This window comes from Paenibacillus pabuli (genome assembly GCF_039831995.1).
Classification (GTDB): domain Bacteria; phylum Bacillota; class Bacilli; order Paenibacillales; family Paenibacillaceae; genus Paenibacillus; species Paenibacillus pabuli_C.
The window spans coordinates 2,866,816-2,885,406 of record NZ_JBDOIO010000003.1 but is presented as its reverse complement, the minus strand read 5'-3'; the positions used below and the strand labels follow the sequence as shown (position 1 = coordinate 2,885,406).

The window sequence follows — 18,591 nt, the reverse complement described above, 5'->3', positions numbered from 1 at the left end:
GACAATGTGGAAGGAATCCAAATGGAGTTCACCCTGAAGGACGGGACGACATCGTTCAAGTTCCCGGTGAAGCCGGAAGAGCTGACCATATCAAGGTCCAAAGGATACGAAACGATAAATATGCTCGAGTATGGCGAATTTGATTTTGCACAGGGAGAGAAGGTGAAGGAGATTACCTTCTCTTCTTTTTTTCCAAAAGAATACGACGCGTCCTATTGCATGTACGAGCCTGTACCCGATCCGCGGGTGGCGATGAATATCCTGAATACGTTTCTGGTATCGAAAAAACCACTTCGTTTCATCATTTCCAACACAGGGGTGAACGTGCCAGTGTATCTGATCTCGCACAATACGACCTTCCGGGGCGGTGAGAGTGGGGATATTTATTTTGACATTACGCTGCGTACCTGGCGGGATTCCAAAGTGGAGAAGGTCGGCGCGGCAACATCTGTGAGCAAGTCGGGTTCTCGTACTGATCTGAAAAAGAGCAGCAAAACCTACACCGTCAAATCTGGCGATTCTCTGTCCAAAATTGCAAAGCTTGAGCTGGGCAGTAGTTCCAAATGGAACGAGATCTATAAGCTCAATGTGAAAACCATCGGCAGTGATCCGAACCGGATCAAGCCTGGACAAAAGCTGGTGATGCCATGACCTACAAGGTTATTGTGGATGACAAATATGACCTTACCAAGCTGGTGGAGACGATTACGCTGAAGGATTCGCTGGACCAGATTGCCTATCAGGCGAACATGCGGCTGGCGGTGTCTGCCTCTTCCGGGTTGCCTGCGATATCACCGGGGATGGCGGTACGAATCAGTGGGGTTCCTTTTGGCGGAAAATCCATGGTTCATCTACTGCATCCTGCGGTCATCTGGGAGGTGGAAAGCTCCAACAGCGGCACCAAGCGGCTTTCTCTCACGGTGTACGACCGGATGATCTATCTGGAAAAATCGGAAGATGAGTTTCTTCTGCCCAAAGATCAAACCGCCACGCAGCGGCTCAAAACGTACGCCAAAGAGTGGATGATTCCATACGGAACACTGCCAGATACCAAAACAAAGCTGGGCAAAGCGGTATATCGGTCGCAGACGATCTTTTCGATGATGTTTGCCGATCTGAAGGAAACGGCGAAGTCTGGCGGAGACATGTATCATCCCCGGATGACTCCGGGAGGGCTGCAGCTCTTCAAGATAGGCAGTAATGCGAAGGTGTACGAGCTGGATCGGCTGATCGATGTGACCCAGATGCGTACGCTTGAAGGTGCAGTCACCAAGGTTAAGGTTATGGCCGCATCGGAATCGAGTAGTGGCAAGGAAGTGCCATCGAAAGTGCTGGCGATTGAGCAGGCTGGTGTGGAAGAATTGGGCACATTGCAAAAGCTGATCGAGGACGATCAGGTCAAAACGGCAGCAGCTGCTAAGAAGCTGGCGAAAAGCCGTCTGACAGGCATTCAGGAGACATTTACCGTTTCCGCACCGGATATCAATACGATTCGCGCTGGAGATGCGGTGCTGCTCAAAGGTTTGAAGTTAATCGTCATGTCAGTCAGTCGAGACCTATCGGCCGGGCCTGGAACGATGACCCTGGAGCTGGGCACGGCGGAGCTGGTGAAAAGGAGGTATTACCTTGAATAAGGAAGATCCGTATGGGCATTTTGCCGAGGTCATGCGGGGTGCGATGAGTACGCATACCCGTCAGGCCGTGAGCGGCATGGGCGCGGTGCTGGGGACAATGACATCGTCCGGCGTGAAGCTGGATGATTTCAAGCACGAAGTGCAGGACTATCTCGTGGCCGAGCTGCCGGGCACGCTTGGGTTGCCGGAGCGCGGGGCTGTTGGTGCGATCTCCGGGATACCTGACGTGGCGAATGGCGGAACGACGGGCACGGGAAGGTTTCTTTTGCAAGAAGAGGAAGTGGAAGAAGCGGTGTGGTCTCTGGGTAAAGGCTTGAAGGCTGGGGACCGTGTGCTGGCGATGCGGGTAAATGGCGGTAACGACATTGTGGTGCTGTGTAAGGTGGTGAGTGGGAATGCCTAATTTGTTCCCGGAAACGGGTGTGGTCTGGGGAGATGAAGAGGACCTGTCGGGTACGGCTTCGGAAGAGGTGCGCTTTGGACGGAGCTGGCGATTCGATTATGATGCGGGGGATTTTGTGCTGACCCCAAGTGGCAAAGTGGCTGCGGCAGGTCCGCAGGAAGCCTGGGTGCAATGGTGCATCAAGGCGGTGAAGACGCCGCGGTACAGACATGTGATTTACTCCCGAAACTATGGCTCGGAGCTGGAAGAGTTAGTGGGTCAGGGTGACAGCCGGGGTGTGATGGAAAGTGAGATTACCCGGATGGTAACGGAGACGCTGCTGGCTGATCCGCGCACAGATTCGGTAGACCAGTTCACGTTCGATTGGAACCTAGAGCAGTGCATGTTCTCGTGCCGGGTGGCGAGTGTACAGGAAGAGATGTTTATTCTGGAAAGTGAGGTGATCTGACGGGATGGCTGAGATTCCGCGTTATTTGGAGGACCAGACGGAGGAACAGATTATGCAGCGCATGCTGGATCGTCTGCCCGCGGATCTGGATAAGTCGGAGGGATCGTTTCTGTGGGATGCGGAGGCTCCGGTTGCGTTTATGCTGTCTGAAGCGGCGCTATGGGCGCAGGAACTGCTTCGGCGAGGGTTTGCCAGTACGGCTGCGAGCAGTGATCCGAATTTTCGTTCGGAAGAGCTGGATCTGCGGGCGGGAGAGCATGGTATTACGCGGCGGGCCGCAGTAGCGGCACAAGGCACGGTTATGTTCACGGGTACACCGGGGAAAGTGGTGCCGGCAGGTACAGTTGTGGCTACGCTCGCGGATGAAGTATCTGGTGAAGCTTCGCTGGAATACGAGACCGTTGGGAGCGTAGAGCTTGGAGAAGATGGATTCGGTGTGGTTGGTGTGCGGGCGCTCGTTGCTGGAAAAGAAAGCAATGTGCCGGCAGGCACGTTAACCGTGCTGTCTACACCGGTAAGTGGCGTGACGTCTGTGGTGAACACGGACGTTATCAAAGGCGGTGCGGATATTGAGGCGGATACGGCGCTGCTGGAACGCTTTTATGCCAAAGTCCGCAATCAGGGGACAAGCGGCAACAAGGCACAGTATGTGCAATGGGCCAGTGAAGTGCCAGGCGTTGGAGCAACGCGTGTAATTCCGTTATGGCAGGGGCCGGGCACGGTAGGATTGTATCTGCTGGATACGGACAAACGTGCGGCAGGCAGCGATCTGGTGGCTGCTGTGCAGAAGTACGTGGACCCGACGCAGGATGGTCAAGGTGAAGGCGTTGCCCCGGCAGGTCCGGTGGTGTCGGTCATGCCAGCCGAGGAAGTGCCGATGAACATTGAGGTGAAGCTGACGCTGGCGAGTGATGCAACCTTGGGAGATGTAAAGGCATTAATCGAACGCGGGGTGACCGCGTATTTGAAGCAGCTTGCTTTTGCCGATCCACTAGTACGTTACACCCGTATTGCTGCAATTTTGCTCGACATTCCGCCGATTATCGACTATTCGGAGCTTACCGTAAATGGTGTGAGCGACCAGAATATCGAGATGACCGCGAGTCAGGTGGCGGTGCTGGGGACGGTGGATGTGCATGAGTAGTCTGCCGGGAGCTATGGCTTCTACAATCACAAGCCCGAAGGGAAAAGAGCTGTTCTCGTATTTGCCAAGTTATTATGAGACTTCGCGCGTTATGCAGGCCGATATGCAAGCCAAAGGAACCGAGATGGATCTGCTGTATCAGGCGCTGGATGAGACATTGGATCAGTTTTTTGTCCGTACGGCGACGTGGGGATTGGACTTCTGGGAGCAGGAGCTTGGCCTTGAGACAGACCGACTCAAACCCGTGGACCAGCGACGTGCCGTGGTGGAATCGAAGCTGCGCGGTGCCGGGACATTTTCCGGAAGGCTGATTGCGAATGTGGCTGAAGCATATGCCGGAGGCAAGGTAGATGTGACGTTTCAACCGGAGGCGTGGAGTTTTACGGTGAGCTTTGTGGATACGATGGGCATTCCGCCCAATATCGATGATCTCAAACGTGCGATTGATGAACTAAAACCGGCCCACATGGCCGTAGAGTTTGAGTATCGCTATCTGGTGTGGGACGATTTGGATAGAAAGCAGGTAACTTGGGATGAACTGGATGCCGCGTCCCTGACGTGGAATGAACTGGAGGTGTGGGCGTAATGCCACAAGAAACGGATCGACTGAAATTGCCTCTTCCCTTGGGCAACGAGAACGTAACCCGGGAGAGTATTAATGGGATTTTTGAAAAGATTGATGCAGGTGTGGCGACACAGACCGATTTGAATACGCTTCGTGAAGCGGTGAGCAAGATGGATATCCCCGATGCGTCTTTAACGCAGAAAGGGAAGGTGCAGTTGTCTAGTAAGACGGATGGCACGTCTGAAACGGTGGCGGCGACGGAGAAGGCAGTTAGGGATGCGAGGGTGGCGGCGATCAATGCAGCGTCTACAGATGCGACAACAAAAGCTATTGCGGCGGTAGCGCCCGTTATCAGCTTGGATTCGTCCAACCTTGTTCAGAATTCGGCCGCAAACTTAGGGCTTTACGGATGGAGTGACTATGGGTCAGCTCCATGGTCTGTGACCGCAGGTACTAACTATAGAACGCTGAAGTATTTTCAAGTGACAGGAGCTGTGGCGGCTAACGCTTATGCAGTTCTTGATTCTAATCCAACCAATGTCATCGCTGGGACATACAACTTACAAGCAATGTTTTATACATTAGGAATGACAACGGGAGTTTTGCTTATTGAAGTTAAAAATGCCAGTGATGATATAACAATCAATTCGCTTGTTGCCGACGCTAATTCCAATTGGCATCGGAAGTCGAAAACAGTAACTATTCCTTCCGGTGTAACATCGGTAAAACTTCGTCTAGTTGTTGCGGGTGGAGCATCCGGGGCTCCCGGGAGTGTTAAAGCTATTTCAAGGATTAAGTTTTCAGCGGGTGCGATGGATGTACCGTACACCGCTGAAGCTGATGACCTTGCGCTTTTTCAATCTGGCGTTGATGCAAAAAAAGGTATCGTGGATGCCATTAACGCCAATGGTGGCAGTGCATCCACTTCAGACCCATGGGTAACCTTATCCAATAAAGTAAGTGGTTTACGAAGGCCAGTTCAAGAAATAACACCCAATATCGCTTTCGGACCACAAGAATTCACAGACGCAACGAGGCTGTTCTATTTGGATATCGCAACCTTCCCAGCAGCAACAAGGTTTATTCAAATCAATAGAGTGAACACAGGGACAAACGCAATCCGATTAGGAAGTAGTTATAGTGGAACAACAGCAAGTGTTGTCCTTCATGACTCTAATGGTATGGAATGGGTTATTTCCACTAGCGGAGTTGGTAGTGGAAAGTCATTCATTCACATAACTATTGACTTACAAAGGGGAACCGCTAGTTATTTAGAAGCCATTGCCGTGGGTGATCAAATTACCAATATGCCGAATGGGTTTAATGTTAACGGGCAAATATTCTTTAAATATAAACACACAAAGGGTCCTAATTATTCGGATTTTTATGGGTACTTCACCGCGGGAGCTAAGATCATCTATACATGAAAGACTATAGGAAAGATTGACGGGTGCAGTGAAGTAAGTGCTTCATACTACGAGGATTAACCTATGAAATAATGAGCATCTTGTGATATCACACAATAGAATATGAAAGACGTAACATGTTCGGAAGTGGACTTGTTGTCATGAAGTGAAAGAAAGCTCGTAAACCTTGCTTAAGGAGGTGAAACCATGGAAAAATGGGACACCATATGGAAGTCTTTTATCGCCCTGCTAAGCAGCTCAGCAACCTACTTCTTCGGTGGCTGGTCAGGCGTGCTCGGTGTACTGCTCGTATTCGTCATCCTGGACTACCTAACGGGTATCGCAGCCGCGGGGGCGAGCGGCAAGCTCGAAAGCAATGTCGGTATGTTTGGCATCGCGCGAAAGGTATTTATTTTTGCAATGGTATCGGTGGCTCATCTGGTGGACGGTGTTCTGGGAGACGGACATTTGTTCAGGGATGCGGTCGCCTTTTTTTATATCGCGAATGAGCTGTTATCTATTATTGAAAATGGGGGCAAACTGGGAGCACCGATACCACCTGCGATCCGGCAGGCCATTGAAGTGCTCAAGGGCAAGGGAGGGGACGGGGGGATTCCCGGCAACTACATTCCTCATGCCAGAGAATCTATTGCACCATCAGATCCTAAGGATGTGGATCAACAGATCAGGGATGACACGAAGTAATGACGCAGCATTCATTCCAATGTGCCCTGTGACAACAGACAGAGCGCTACTGAGTCAAAGGTATTTGTATGTGCCATTAGCTACAAGTAGTGAAAGAGACGGAATCGATTCTGAAGAAGCGAAGCGGTCGCCTTTGTCTCTGAATTTTACCCTTTTAAATAATGAATCAAAAAAAATTTGGAGACAACAGCGATCGGAAGAACGATCCGGATCTGGAACGGTCAGGTGCCGACTGGGTATGTTTCCCTTGGTGAGTTAATAGATAACCAACTTGCTGTACTGTACCTTTTACTATCAACAAGGGACACGCACACAAGCAATCCCAAACCTCCTGGCATTAACTATATACAAAAGGCAATTGCCGTATAAAGGGTGTGAGAAACATGCAAACCAGAAGCTCAGGCAACACGCAGGGCATTGACGTCTCCCGCTACCAGGGCAATATCGACTGGACCAAAGTGAAGGCAAGCGGCATGACGTTTGTGTTCATTAAGGCAACCGAGGGACAGACGTATACCGATCCGAACTTTCAGAAAAATGTAAGCGGCGCACTGGCGGCAGGCATGCTGGTCGGAACGTACCACTTCTTCCGCGCAACGTCCACGGATGGTGCCAAGGCGGAAGCGGCGCATTATGCCAATACACTGAAAAAAGTCGGAGGCGCCAAGGCACTGCAGCTGCCACCGGTTATGGACTACGAGAACAACCCGGGCAATCTGAGCAAAGCACAGATCAACACGGTAGCCAAAGCCTTTTTAACTGAACTGCAGCGTCTTACGGGTGTAAAACCAATCATATATACGGGCAATTCATTTGCCGGCAATTTCGATACCTCCCTTGGCACGTATGATCTGTGGATTGCGCGTTACAGCAGCACACGTGTGCCGGATGATCAGCCTGCTTGGAAACGTTGGACGTTCTGGCAGTACACGGACTCAGGCAAGGTGGATGGAATTGGCGGCAATGTGGACATGAATGAGTTCGAGGGATCGGCAGCCGAGCTGCGGGCCAGATATGCAGCAGCAGCACCGAAGCCGCCTGAACCATCCCAGCCAACGAAGCCAACAAAACCGACTGAACCACCGAAAGGGGGCGAACCGATGACAGCCGAAGAGAAAGCAGCGTTTGATGCGCTGAAAGCACAGGTAGACAAACTGCAGGCACGCCAGCAGATGGAAGTTCCGGTTTGGGCCAAAGCAGCCGTAGATGCGGCCCTGGCGTATGACACCAAAAATCCGCTGTTCAGTATCGATAATGGGGCAAGTTATGATTTCTACCGTTTTCTTACGGTCATGTATCGCAGAGGTTTGTTCAAGAAGTAAGTTAAAACAGATCTGATAGAGATACGATAGACATTTACAGAACAGGATCAAGAGGGGACACATCGGCATTTTCTTGTCGAATGGTGTTCCTTTTTTGTGTTTTATGTAACTAAAATTAACGCGTGAATAAAGTTGAAGACTTATGTCCGCAAAACTCTTGTCTAAATCATGAATGTGATGTAAAGTAAGTTACACCAAATTGTTTTCAACCACTGTTTATTTACATAAACCTCCTCACCATGACAAAACCATAACATAACAAGTTATTGTAATGTCTCCCTGCTGTCCAATTCTGCATCTTCGAACACACATCATTCATGCAACTCAAAACAACTACCTTTATGTGAAACACTGAAGTGTTTCATCCATTACAGAATTTAACGGATGTTAGATGCTGCCCAACCCTTCCAATGGTCAATGCCAAACTTCATGAGCAAACAAACAATATGTATCTAAAACGAGCGATGTTCTACTACCATGTCGTAATGCAATTCTCTTGTTTTTTTGTCTTCTAACTCGATTTAACTTCCATCCAAATAGTAGAATGCTGTTGCTAATTGACCTAAGTTCAATTATTGCGCAACTGGGCCGAACTAACCTTTTTTCTAAAAGGTAATCTATTGAATTCACATAATCTTATAATCTGTGCTCGGTCCGCAAAACCGTAAAAAACGAATAGTAATCCATCTTATCCTAATACGATCACAAATACAGGTATCACAGGCACCTAAAGCCTTTCATTGATACAAGCAAGCACCGAACCAATGGCTATCATTGAAGTTTTTTCACGCCAGCATTACACACATTATGAGACAGGGAAGGGTGTTGTACGTATGCGAATGAGAAAGAAATGGATGTCCAGTTTTTTGACTCTGGCTTTGAGCACCGTCTTGGTATTGTCAGGCTGCTCCAGCAATGAAGAAGCAGGTAATTCACCTGCTCCGGCAGAAGGTACAGATCCCCCAACGGAAACGGCAGCTCAGGATACAATGATCATGGGTCGCGGCGGGGATTCAGTGGCTTTGGACCCTGCAATTGTAACAGACGGGGAGTCGCTGAAGATTGGGCACCAGGTGTTCGACTCATTGCTGGATTACAAGGAAGGCGAGACTGAGGTTGTTCCTGGTCTGGCAGAGAGCTGGGAGATTTCGGCGGATGGCCTGAAGTACACGTTTAAGCTGAAGTCCGGCGTGAAGTTCCATGATGGAACGGATTTCAACGCCGAGGCTGTTGTCTTTAACTTCAATCGTTGGAGTGATCCGGCGAGTGAATATAAATTTGAAGGGGATTCCTTCGACTATTACGATTCCATGTTTGGACCAGAGGATGGCCGTGTCATCAAGGAAGTGAAGGCGATTGACGAGACGACCGTCGAGTTCACGCTGAACCAGCCGCAGGCGCCTTTCCTGCAAAACATCGCGATGACACCGTTCGGAATTGCCAGCCCAACAGCGATTCAGGAGAAAAAAGAGAATTTCAAAAGCGAGCCCGTGGGCACAGGCCCATTTGTATTCGTAGAGTGGAAGCGGAACGACTCCATCACCCTGGAGAAAAATCCGAATTACTGGAAAGAAGGATTACCGAAGCTGAACAAAGTCATTGTTCGTTCGATTCCGGACAACACGGCACGTTTCAATGCCTTGCAAAATGGCGAGATTGATGTCATGGAAGACTTGAACCCGGATGATCTGTCCATCCTTGAGGGCAACAGCGAGCTGCAAAAGATCGAGCGTCCACCGTTCAACGTGGCGTATATCGGCTTTAACTTTAAGAAGAAACCTTTTGACGATGTAAAAGTGAGACAGGCCCTCAATCATGCGGTAAACAAGCAGGGCATTATCGATGCTTTCTTTGCCGGACAGGCTCAGCCTGCGGTAAACCCGATGCCGCCAACCCTGTGGGGTTACAACGATGCCATTGAGGATTACCCGTATGATCTGGAAAAAGCAAAAGCATTACTGGCCGAAGCTGGCTTCCCGGACGGATTGCCAGACCCGGTGACGTTCTATGCAATGCCGGTGTCCCGCCCTTACATGCCTGATGGCAAGAAGGTTGCCGAAGCGATCCAAGCTGATTTTGAGAAAATTGGAGTGACCGTCAACATCGAATCGCCGGAGTGGGCGACATATCTTGATGATGCAAAAGCCGGAGAGAAGGACGACCTCTACATGCTCGGCTGGACCGGAGACAACGGCGACCCGGATAACTTCCTGTACACACTGCTGGATAAAGACGCGATTCCGGGGAACAACCGCAGCTTCTATGTAAACGAAGAGCTGCATGTGCTGCTGACCGATGCGCAGAAAGAGACCGATCAGGACAAACGCGCCGAGCTGTACAAACAGGCTCAAGTCATTATCAAGGAAGATGCACCGTGGATTCCACTTGTGCACACGACACCTATTCTGGCAGGCAAAGCAAACCTGAAAGGTTTTGTGCCTTCCCCACTTGGCAGTGAATCCTATGCAAATGCTTATTTTGAATAACGGATAGATGTGAGCTGAAATCATTTTTCTACGTTAAACCTTTCAAGGCGCTGGTGAACACGCAATGCTTGGCAGAATCCACATCTGGTCGTAACAATCTAAAGCATTCTTGTCTGCCAGCGCTTTTTATAATTGTATGTTGGATGATACGTCAAAGGCAGGTGAATAAGGATTGAACAGTTATATTGTCAAACGCATACTCGTGCTGCTGCCCGTACTGCTCGGCATGACCCTGATCGTCTTTTCCATCATTCATGCCATCCCTGGTGACCCGGCGGAGACAATACTTGGGCAAAAGGCAACCGAACAATCCAAGCAAGCCCTGCGGGACCAGCTCGGACTTGATAAACCGTGGTTCCACCAGTACTTCGCTTATCTTGGCGATTTGCTACAGGGGGACTTGGGCACATCCATCCGCACCAAGGTGCCTATTGCCCAGGAAATCGTGCCGTACCTGACGGCTACGCTCGAACTAACGATGGCGAGTATGTTATTTGCCGTTATTATCGGCGTTAACGCGGGAATCGTCAGTGCATGGAAACATAACTCCTGGTTCGACTACTGCTGTATGGTCATTGCGCTCGTTGGTGTGTCGATGCCAATCTTCTGGCTCGGTCTGATGGAACAATGGCTGTTTGCCAACAAGCTGCACTGGCTGCCGTCCATTGGACGAATGAATGCACGTGATCCCGTTGAAGCCATCACCGGTCTCTATGTACTTGATACGATGATTGCCGGGCGTTGGGACCAGCTCTGGACCGTAACCAAACATCTCATCCTGCCAAGTGTTGCGCTGGGAACTATTCCGATGGCTGTTATTGCACGGATGACTCGCTCCAGCATGCTTGAGGTGATGAGCTCGGATTATATCCGTACCGCGAAGGCGAAGGGGCTCGGGCCGTTTTTTGTCGTATATGGGCACGCGCTCAAAAATGCCTTTATTCCCGTCCTGACCGTTATTGGCATCCAAACCGGCTCTTTGCTCGGTGGCGCAGTATTGACCGAAACAATCTTCGCTTGGCCTGGTGTGGGACGCTATATATATGAAGCAATTAGTTCGCGGGATTATCCGGTCATACAGAGTGGCATTCTGATCGTTGCCTTCTTTTTCGTATTGATCAACCTGATTGTCGACTTGCTTTACGCTGTGTTTGATCCACGAATTAGCTATAAGTAGGAACTCCATCATTTGTTTTGTTGAATGAACATTTAAATAAGATAGTTATCACAAATTACACGATACGAAGAGTGCAGAACCAATCTGTAGAAGCGGAGCGTTTACATTTATCAGCAGATTTTTACCATTAAAAAAGGTGGATCAACAAATCTGGGGATAACAGCGATCGGAAGATGGTTCAGCAATCGTAGTCCGAAGTGTTATTGGACTCATTTTTCTTATCTTTCATTCATAGCTAAAGAAGGGAGACGCCGCATGGCCAAATTATCACCCAATACCGGACAATCCATAGAAGCAGCATCGGCACGTACGTCCGGTCCATGGCGGGAAGCCTGGAGAACATTTCGCCGCAATCGGCTGGCGCTCGCCGGACTGATCATTATTGTGTTTTTCATCCTGCTGGCTTTCCTTGCCCCGTACATTGCCCCCTACGATTACAAGGAACAAGTGCTGACAGATCGGCTTCAGGCCCCTTCGGCAGAGCATTGGTTTGGTACCGATGATCTGGGGCGTGACGTGTTTTCCCGAGTGCTTCACGGAGCGCGTATCTCATTGTGGGTGGGGTTCTTTTCGGTGATCGGTTCCATTATTGCAGGAGCATTGCTTGGTCTGGTGGCGGGTTTTTATGGAAAATGGGCAGACATGCTCATCTCGCGTCTATTCGATATCCTGCTGGCCTTTCCAGGCATCCTACTCGCGATTGCCATAGTGGCAATCCTCGGTCCCTCCCTGCAAAATGCATTACTCGCCATAGCCATCGTGAACATTCCGACCTACGGACGGTTGGTGCGTTCGCGTGTACTTAGCTTGAGACAGGAGGAATTCATTACATCTGCCCGCACACTGGGCGCAAATAATATGCGAATTCTGTTTCGCCATATCCTGCCAAACAGCCTTACCCCGCTGATCGTTCAGGGGACGCTGGGCATCGGGACGGCCATTATTGAAGCTGCTGCTCTTGGATTCCTGGGCATGGGTGCACAACCGCCTGACCCGGAATGGGGCAAAATGCTCTCGGATTCCCGTCAGTTTCTGCAAAAGGCCCCGTGGACACTTATCTTTCCGGGACTTTCGATCATGCTGACCGTGCTTGGTTTCAACCTGCTCGGGGATGGCTTGCGTGATACCCTTGATCCGAAGATGGTGAAGTAAATTTTGAGGTGCACTTCAGCCCTCCAACGATCTGCTCTTTTTAACCACATTATTAAACAGACTTACCATTAAGCTGCATTAAGCCGTAAAAAGCTGGTTCGAACGTTGATTCGAGCTGGCTTTTTGTATTGTCTGATGGATTACGTTAAAATCAAATATGCGTGTATAAACGACGTGTTAATCTACCATTTTGTTAAAATAACGCACGGCGTATTGACACCCAATTTTGCCATATGTTATATAAAAGAAAGGGTTTAGCACTCCGCTCATCTGAGTGCTAACAAATGATGCTTTATACTACAGCGACTACATATGGAATGATTGTGTTTTTGAATGTAGAAGTCAACTGAAAGAGCGCGAGGCCACATTGTGGACGGAAAATACTTTGATAAAGAGCGTAATTGATCAACAGAACTTGTACTTGTCTCAACTTAAAATTGGCTCTGATTAACCGCGAAAGTAGTGCAGGGGACGAAATCGATTCTGAAGAAGCGAAGCGGTCGCCTTTATCACCTAATTTCTTCCTTTTAAAAAGGGGATCAAAAAAATTAGGGGATAACAGTGATCGGAAGAACGATTCGTAACCGGAACGGCTACACCGCGCAACGTCATGTTTTTAATTGAGCTTATACAAGATACAAGAGTTTCAGAAAAGGATCATAGCGATCAAAGAGTTCTATCCACTTAGCGGTATCGTGAATGTTCAGCTTCTAACTATATTCAATTCAATCATTCTATATCCCAAATTGAAAGGAGAACACCCATTCATGGCCAAGAAACAGTTCCAGGCAGAATCCAAACGTTTGCTGGATATGATGATCAACTCCATCTATACCCAAAGAGAAATCTTTTTGAGAGAATTGATCTCCAACTCCAGTGACGCCATTGACAAAATATATTACAAAGCCCTTACCGACGATACGCTCGTCTTCAACAAAGAGGATTACTACATCAAGCTGAACATCGACAAAGAGAACCGTACGCTCACGCTGACCGATACCGGTATCGGGATGAGCCAGGAAGAGCTGGAGAACAATCTCGGAGTAATCGCGAAGAGCGGCTCGCTGGCATTTAAGAAGGAGAATGAAGCCAAAGATGGCCACAACATCATCGGACAATTCGGGGTAGGTTTCTACTCTGCATTCATGGTGGCGGACAAGCTGACTGTAACAAGTAAAACGCTGGGCAGTGACGAAGCGTGGAAATGGGAGTCCGAAGGTGCGGACGGCTACACGATTACTCCAGCTGAGAAGGATTCCGTAGGTACGGAAATCGTCCTGACGATCAAACAGAACACCGAAGAGGATTCATACGATGAGTTTTTGGAAGAGTATCGCCTGAGATCCATCATTAAGAAATATTCCGACTTCATTCGTTACCCGATCAAGATGGATGTGACAAGTCAGCGTCCGAAGGAAGGTACGGAGAACGAGTTTGAGGAGTACAAAGAAGAGCAAACCGTGAACAGCATGGTGCCAATCTGGCGCAAAAACAAAAGCGAGCTGACCGAAGAAGATTACAACAACTTCTATATGGAAAAGCGGTACGGTTTTGACAAACCGCTTAAACACCTGCACATCAGCGCAGATGGCGCAGTGGTCTACAACGCAATCCTGTTTATCCCGGAGAACACACCGTTTGATTATTATACAAAAGAGTACGAAAAAGGTCTGGAATTGTACTCCAACGGTGTCCTGATCATGGACAAATGCGGCGATTTGCTGCCGGACTACTTCGGATTTGTCAAAGGTATGGTTGATTCGGAAGACCTGTCCCTGAACATCTCCCGTGAAATGCTGCAGCATGACCGTCAGCTCAGCCTGATCGCGAAAAATATCAAAAACAAAATCAAGAGCCAACTGCAAAGCCTGCTGAAGGACGATCGTGAGAGCTACGAGAAGTTCTATCAAGCGTTTGGACGTCAGTTGAAATATGGCGTATACAGCGACTATGGTGTAAACAAGGATACACTGCAGGATCTGCTGCTGTTCTCTTCTTCCAAAGAGAAGAAGCTGGTCAGCCTGGACGAATACGTCTCCAGAATGCCTGAAGATCAGAAGTATATCTACTACGCTTCCGGTGAATCCATTGAGCGGATCGAGAAGCTGCCTCAGATTGAGGGTGTGCTTGATAAAGGGTATGAAGTGTTGTACTTCACCGAGGACATCGATGAATTCGCGATCAAAATGATCATGAACTACAAGGAGAAAGAGTTCAAATCCATCTCTAGCGGTGACCTGGGTATCGAAGACAGCGAAGACAAAGAGAAAAATGAAGCAGACGACAACGACAACAAAGAGTTGTTTGAAGCAATGCAAGCACAGCTGGCAGGAAAAGTAAAAGCCGTGAAAGCTTCTAAACGCCTCAGAAGCCATCCGGTATGTTTGTCCACCGAAGGTGAGTTGACCATCGAGATGGAGAAAATACTGAAAGCCATGCCGAACAGCGAGAATGTACAAGCGGATAAGGTGCTGGAGATCAACGTGAATCACGATGTCTTCAAGTCTCTGAAGGACGCTTACGCACAGGATAAGGAAAAACTGAACCTCTACACAAGCCTGCTGTATCATCAGGCATTGCTGATCGAGGGTCTGCCAATCCAAGATCCAGTAGAGTTCACCAACGATATCTGCAAAGTGATGGTGTAATAGCTTCACCGAGCTGAGTTTTTAAGTAGCGTGCAATTTCACGCTATCAGCACTCTCAATAAGTAATAGGCCAGCAAGATCATCGCTGACCATCTGCACCCGACAGGGCATTCCGTCCCTGTCGGTTTTTTATTTTCTCTCCCTCCAAGGAAACAAAATAGGAGACAGAGGATCATGAAAGTGCTGCATAGGAATTTTGAATGTGTCTGTCTTTTACAATTTATTAAATGTTATGGTCCTCAACCAATGTACTGATCACATTAAATCTATAACACTCAGCAGTGAGGTAGTGGAGGGGACGGAATCGATTCTGGAGAAGCGGAGCGGTCGCGTTTGTCTCCGGGTTTTTCCCTTGCCAAGGGAAATTCAGAAAACCTGGAGACAACAGCGATCGGAAGAACGATCCGTAACCGGAACGGCCACGGCCACCAATGCTCATTAGCACTTTTATCCTATCTTTTTGCGTTATCGGAATGTATCTCTACATTCTCTAAATGCTTTCATATTTTCAGTATATCAATATTCATTTAGGTGCACGGATGATAGTCTGTCGGGGTATAATAAAAGAAGAAGACTGTACATCACAAGTTGATGTGAGAAGAGATGACAATCGCAGACAGGTTTTGCTTTTCGAAACGACGGATGTTGTGTATAATCACTCAAAATAGAGACAGTCGGCTAGGAGTGATCACATGCAATGGAACGATTTGAGAGAACATAGACAATATCCTGAACTTACCAAACTGGATGGAGCTCGCGCAGCATATGAGCGGGACTACTCCAGACTGATTCATTCACCGACCTTCCGTCGGTTGCAGGGCAAATCCCAGGTGTTTGGCGCCGGAACAGGCGACTATTATCGCACCCGGTTAACCCACTCGCTTGAGGTGGCGCAGATTGCGCGAGAGGCGGCGAGAAGCCTGCTTCGTCGTTATCCCCAAGTGGACTGGAGCCAGGCGGACAGCCCGGGGCTTATTATTGATTCGGAAGTGGTGGAATGTGCCGCGATCGCACATGATTTCGGACACCCGCCTTTTGGACATAAAGGGGAAGAAGTGCTGGACGGCATTTTGGATGACTTGATCAATACCGAGGTTAAGAAAATCATGAAGAAGAGCCGTGGGGCGAAATCACCCCAGCAGGAGCCGGAAATTCGTGCAGAGCTGAAACGGAAATATGAGCATTTTGAAGGTAATGCGCATAACTTCCGTCTCATCATGTTCCTGGAAAAGCGGGAAGATATCGATGGGCTGAACCTGTCCGATGCCGTGCTGCTCGGAATCAACAAGTACCCTTATCCGGGAACGGAGAGCAAGAAGGGCATGTATCATCATGAGTGGCAATATATCCACGAGATTCGTAATCGGTGGAATATGCCGGCAGGCAAAAAGACACTTGAAGCACAGCTCATGGACCTCTGTGACGATATCGCGTATTCCGCACACGATCTGGAGGATGGGATTAAGGCAGGCAAGATTGAAGTGCATGAGCATTTTCTGCAGGACCCGCATATCCATCGACTGATTGTGGATAAGATTACCACGCTTGAGGATCTGTTCTGGAACGGATGGACCAGAGAGGCGATTGGGCAAAAGGTAGAAGAAGTGCTCGCTTCGTTCCTGCGCGTCTGGAATGAAAAGATGCCGTTCTGTGAGCATGACTATTCCCGTACCCGCCGCGAAGTCAAAGCCTACTGGGTCAGTCTGTTTGTCGGCAGCCTGGGCGTGATTGACGACGGGGATTGGAAGAAGGTGACTTTTGTCCGCGAAGGTGCCGAGGATCTCGACATGCTGCGCACGGTAAGTGTGCTGAAGAGCTTTGCCTGGGTAACCATGATTCGTGACCTGCGCGTGCAGCGCCTGCAAAAACGCAGCGAATGGATGATCAAGCGTCTGTGGGATGCATTCCTTGACCCCGAAACGTCCAAATCTATTATTCCATCCGACTGGCTGCAGCGATATGAGAAAGACCAGGCGAAGGCTCATCCGATTTGGACATGGGAGCACATGGTGATTGATTATATTGCAGGCATGACCGATGCGTTTGCCGAGAAAATATACAATGAATTGTATGGTCTGAAGGTAGGTTCTATCTACGATCTGGACTAGGGATAAGGGGTGAGATGCTTGGATACAAACACAGGCGAAGGCACAAACAACATCGTAAGCCAAGCGTTCAGTCTTGGCGTGCTTGACCTTGTGCCAAGGTTGAATAGAGCTACAGCGGAAGAGGCTTTGCAGCAGTCCGTATCCTTGGCTCAAAATGCTGAAGCCTGGGGTTATACCCGATATTGGACGTCCGAGCATCATGATATGGATGAACTCGCATCAGCTTCACCTGAAGTGTTGCTCTCGCATATCGGAGCTAGAACAGCAACCATTCAGCTTGGTTCGGGTGCGGTGCTGCTGCCACACTATAGTCCGCTCAAGGTGGCCGAGTCGTTCCGGCTGCTGGCTGCACTTTATCCGGGACGAATTGAGTTGGGTCTGGGACGGGCTCCTGGAGGTGGACCGCATGCCACCATGGCGCTAAGCGGAAATTATTTGCAGCATGTGTCCAAATTGCCTGAATCACTCGCGGCACTCACTGAATTGCTCGAGGATCGGTACAGCTATGAGGAGCATCGCGTAACGGCACGTCCGATCCCTGAACTTCCCGTATCCCTGTGGATGCTGGGTACCAACGTCAAGAGTGCCGAGTTTGCTGCACGGTTTGGCATGGGGTATGTATTTGGTCAGTTTATGAGTGACGCCGATGGTACCGAAGCGGTGAAGCGTTATCGGGATGGGTTTACCCCCAGTAAAACGTTGAACGAACCGCAAGTGATGGTTGCGGTCAGTGCAATGTGTGCAGAGACAGAGGAGGAGGCTCGGGACTGGAGCCGCGAAATGGCAGATCGGCGCAGGCAGAGTGGACAAGATACACCAGCCCTGCACGCTGCCGAGAAGGAATCTAACTCCACTACAGGTACGGGTGGTCAGATCAGTATTGAAGAGGACAAGGATCAAAGTGAAGCACGCAAGCACTTTGCGGGAACAGCGCCTCAAATCTGGGAACAATTCGGCCAGGTGAGCAAACAACTGGAGACGAATCAATTTCTGGTGGTTACGGCCGGTCCTGATTATGAGCGAAGACTGGCGTCATATCGGTTACTTGCCGAGTTTGGTAAAACCATGGTGGAGTAAGTGACGCTTCTCCAGTTTGCATAGGATTACCTGCACAATCTAACACGTCTGAAGGGTTGCAGATCGGAATTCTCCGAATGCTGCAGCTCTTTTCCATTTTATCTCGTTGCATGCTCCCTGATGTATTCCTATCACCTCCTCGTGTGTACGAGGCACAAGATTTTACAAAACGAAGCATGTCTTAAACAAAATAATGTTATAATACTTTACGTCAGTTTACCTATAAAGATATGATAAAAGAGTATTTTGCAAGATGCCAAAAGAAGGGTAAAACCAAGACCAAAGAACCGAAAATTCGGAGGTAGGCCGAATCCGG

The 18,591-nt window shown here is 49.2% G+C and carries 15 protein-coding genes; all 15 read left to right on the top strand.

Annotation, left to right across the window (positions count from 1 at the left end):
• Window positions 1-21: 21 nt before the first annotated feature.
• Window positions 22-651, top strand: coding sequence for a LysM peptidoglycan-binding domain-containing protein (locus ABGV42_RS15215; RefSeq protein WP_347383253.1), 630 nt, complete (start codon window positions 22-24; stop codon window positions 649-651).
• Entirely contained in the window at window positions 648-1,634 is a 987-nt protein-coding gene (locus tag ABGV42_RS15210; RefSeq protein ID WP_347382383.1) for an XkdQ/YqbQ family protein, read from the top strand. The genes ABGV42_RS15215 and ABGV42_RS15210 overlap by 4 nt, the downstream gene beginning before the upstream one ends.
• Window positions 1,627-2,037: a hypothetical protein gene (locus ABGV42_RS15205; protein ID WP_347382382.1), complete on the top strand. Its 411-nt coding sequence runs from the start codon at window positions 1,627-1,629 to the stop codon at window positions 2,035-2,037. Before ABGV42_RS15210 ends, ABGV42_RS15205 begins: the two co-directional genes overlap by 8 nt.
• Window positions 2,030-2,485: a DUF2634 domain-containing protein gene (locus tag ABGV42_RS15200; protein WP_347382381.1), complete on the top strand. Its 456-nt coding sequence runs from the start codon at window positions 2,030-2,032 to the stop codon at window positions 2,483-2,485. Before ABGV42_RS15205 ends, ABGV42_RS15200 begins: the two co-directional genes overlap by 8 nt.
• A 4-nt stretch (window positions 2,486-2,489) precedes the next feature.
• Window positions 2,490-3,629, top strand: coding sequence for a baseplate J/gp47 family protein (locus ABGV42_RS15195; RefSeq protein ID WP_347382380.1), 1,140 nt, complete (start codon window positions 2,490-2,492; stop codon window positions 3,627-3,629).
• Window positions 3,622-4,215: a YmfQ family protein gene (locus tag ABGV42_RS15190; RefSeq protein WP_347382379.1), complete on the top strand. Its 594-nt coding sequence runs from the start codon at window positions 3,622-3,624 to the stop codon at window positions 4,213-4,215. Before ABGV42_RS15195 ends, ABGV42_RS15190 begins: the two co-directional genes overlap by 8 nt.
• Entirely contained in the window at window positions 4,215-5,621 is a 1,407-nt protein-coding gene (locus tag ABGV42_RS15185) for a phage tail protein (protein WP_347382378.1), read from the top strand. The genes ABGV42_RS15190 and ABGV42_RS15185 overlap by 1 nt, the downstream gene beginning before the upstream one ends.
• Before the next feature lie 186 nt (window positions 5,622-5,807).
• Window positions 5,808-6,305: a phage holin family protein gene (locus ABGV42_RS15180; RefSeq protein ID WP_347382377.1), complete on the top strand. Its 498-nt coding sequence runs from the start codon at window positions 5,808-5,810 to the stop codon at window positions 6,303-6,305.
• Between the two features lie 383 nt (window positions 6,306-6,688).
• Entirely contained in the window at window positions 6,689-7,627 is a 939-nt protein-coding gene (locus ABGV42_RS15175) for a glycoside hydrolase family 25 protein (RefSeq protein WP_347382376.1), read from the top strand.
• Window positions 7,628-8,466: 839 nt separating this feature from the next.
• The gene (locus ABGV42_RS15170; protein ID WP_347383252.1) at window positions 8,467-10,113 is read left to right on the top strand and encodes an ABC transporter substrate-binding protein; all 1,647 of its coding nucleotides are present in this window, start codon (window positions 8,467-8,469) and stop codon (window positions 10,111-10,113) included.
• Between the two features lie 172 nt (window positions 10,114-10,285).
• Complete coding sequence (locus ABGV42_RS15165) at window positions 10,286-11,290, top strand: ABC transporter permease (RefSeq protein WP_347382375.1); 1,005 nt, start codon at window positions 10,286-10,288, stop codon at window positions 11,288-11,290.
• A 255-nt stretch (window positions 11,291-11,545) separates the two neighbouring features.
• Entirely contained in the window at window positions 11,546-12,442 is an 897-nt protein-coding gene (gene nikC / locus ABGV42_RS15160; RefSeq protein WP_347382374.1) for a nickel transporter permease, read from the top strand.
• Between the two features lie 767 nt (window positions 12,443-13,209).
• Window positions 13,210-15,090 carry a molecular chaperone HtpG gene (gene htpG, locus ABGV42_RS15155; RefSeq protein WP_347382373.1) on the top strand — a complete coding sequence of 627 codons (1,881 nt, stop codon included), beginning with the start codon at window positions 13,210-13,212 and terminating at the stop codon, window positions 15,088-15,090.
• Window positions 15,091-15,782: 692 nt separating this feature from the next.
• Window positions 15,783-17,198 (top strand): deoxyguanosinetriphosphate triphosphohydrolase family protein, encoded by a 1,416-nt coding sequence (locus ABGV42_RS15150; protein ID WP_347382372.1) that lies wholly within the window; start codon window positions 15,783-15,785, stop codon window positions 17,196-17,198.
• 18 nt (window positions 17,199-17,216) lie between these two features.
• On the top strand, window positions 17,217-18,275 hold the full coding sequence (locus ABGV42_RS15145) for an MsnO8 family LLM class oxidoreductase (protein ID WP_347382371.1): 1,059 nt from the start codon (window positions 17,217-17,219) through the stop codon (window positions 18,273-18,275).
• Window positions 18,276-18,591: the final 316 nt, after the last annotated feature.

Bases quoted from the DNA above. Each gene is read 5' to 3' on its own strand.
- ABGV42_RS15215 (WP_347383253.1), top strand. From the start codon at position 22: ATGGAGTTCACCCTGAAGGACGGGACGACATCGTTCAAGTTCCCGGTG.
- ABGV42_RS15210 (WP_347382383.1), top strand. From the start codon at position 648: ATGACCTACAAGGTTATTGTGGATGACAAATATGACCTTACCAAGCTG.
- ABGV42_RS15200 (WP_347382381.1), top strand. From the start codon at position 2,030: ATGCCTAATTTGTTCCCGGAAACGGGTGTGGTCTGGGGAGATGAAGAG.
- ABGV42_RS15195 (WP_347382380.1), top strand. From the start codon at position 2,490: ATGGCTGAGATTCCGCGTTATTTGGAGGACCAGACGGAGGAACAGATT.
- ABGV42_RS15190 (WP_347382379.1), top strand. From the start codon at position 3,622: ATGAGTAGTCTGCCGGGAGCTATGGCTTCTACAATCACAAGCCCGAAG.
- ABGV42_RS15185 (WP_347382378.1), top strand. From the start codon at position 4,215: ATGCCACAAGAAACGGATCGACTGAAATTGCCTCTTCCCTTGGGCAAC.
- ABGV42_RS15180 (WP_347382377.1), top strand. From the start codon at position 5,808: ATGGAAAAATGGGACACCATATGGAAGTCTTTTATCGCCCTGCTAAGC.
- ABGV42_RS15175 (WP_347382376.1), top strand. From the start codon at position 6,689: ATGCAAACCAGAAGCTCAGGCAACACGCAGGGCATTGACGTCTCCCGC.
- ABGV42_RS15170 (WP_347383252.1), top strand. From the start codon at position 8,467: ATGAGAAAGAAATGGATGTCCAGTTTTTTGACTCTGGCTTTGAGCACC.
- nikC (WP_347382374.1), top strand. From the start codon at position 11,546: ATGGCCAAATTATCACCCAATACCGGACAATCCATAGAAGCAGCATCG.
- htpG (WP_347382373.1), top strand. From the start codon at position 13,210: ATGGCCAAGAAACAGTTCCAGGCAGAATCCAAACGTTTGCTGGATATG.
- ABGV42_RS15150 (WP_347382372.1), top strand. From the start codon at position 15,783: ATGCAATGGAACGATTTGAGAGAACATAGACAATATCCTGAACTTACC.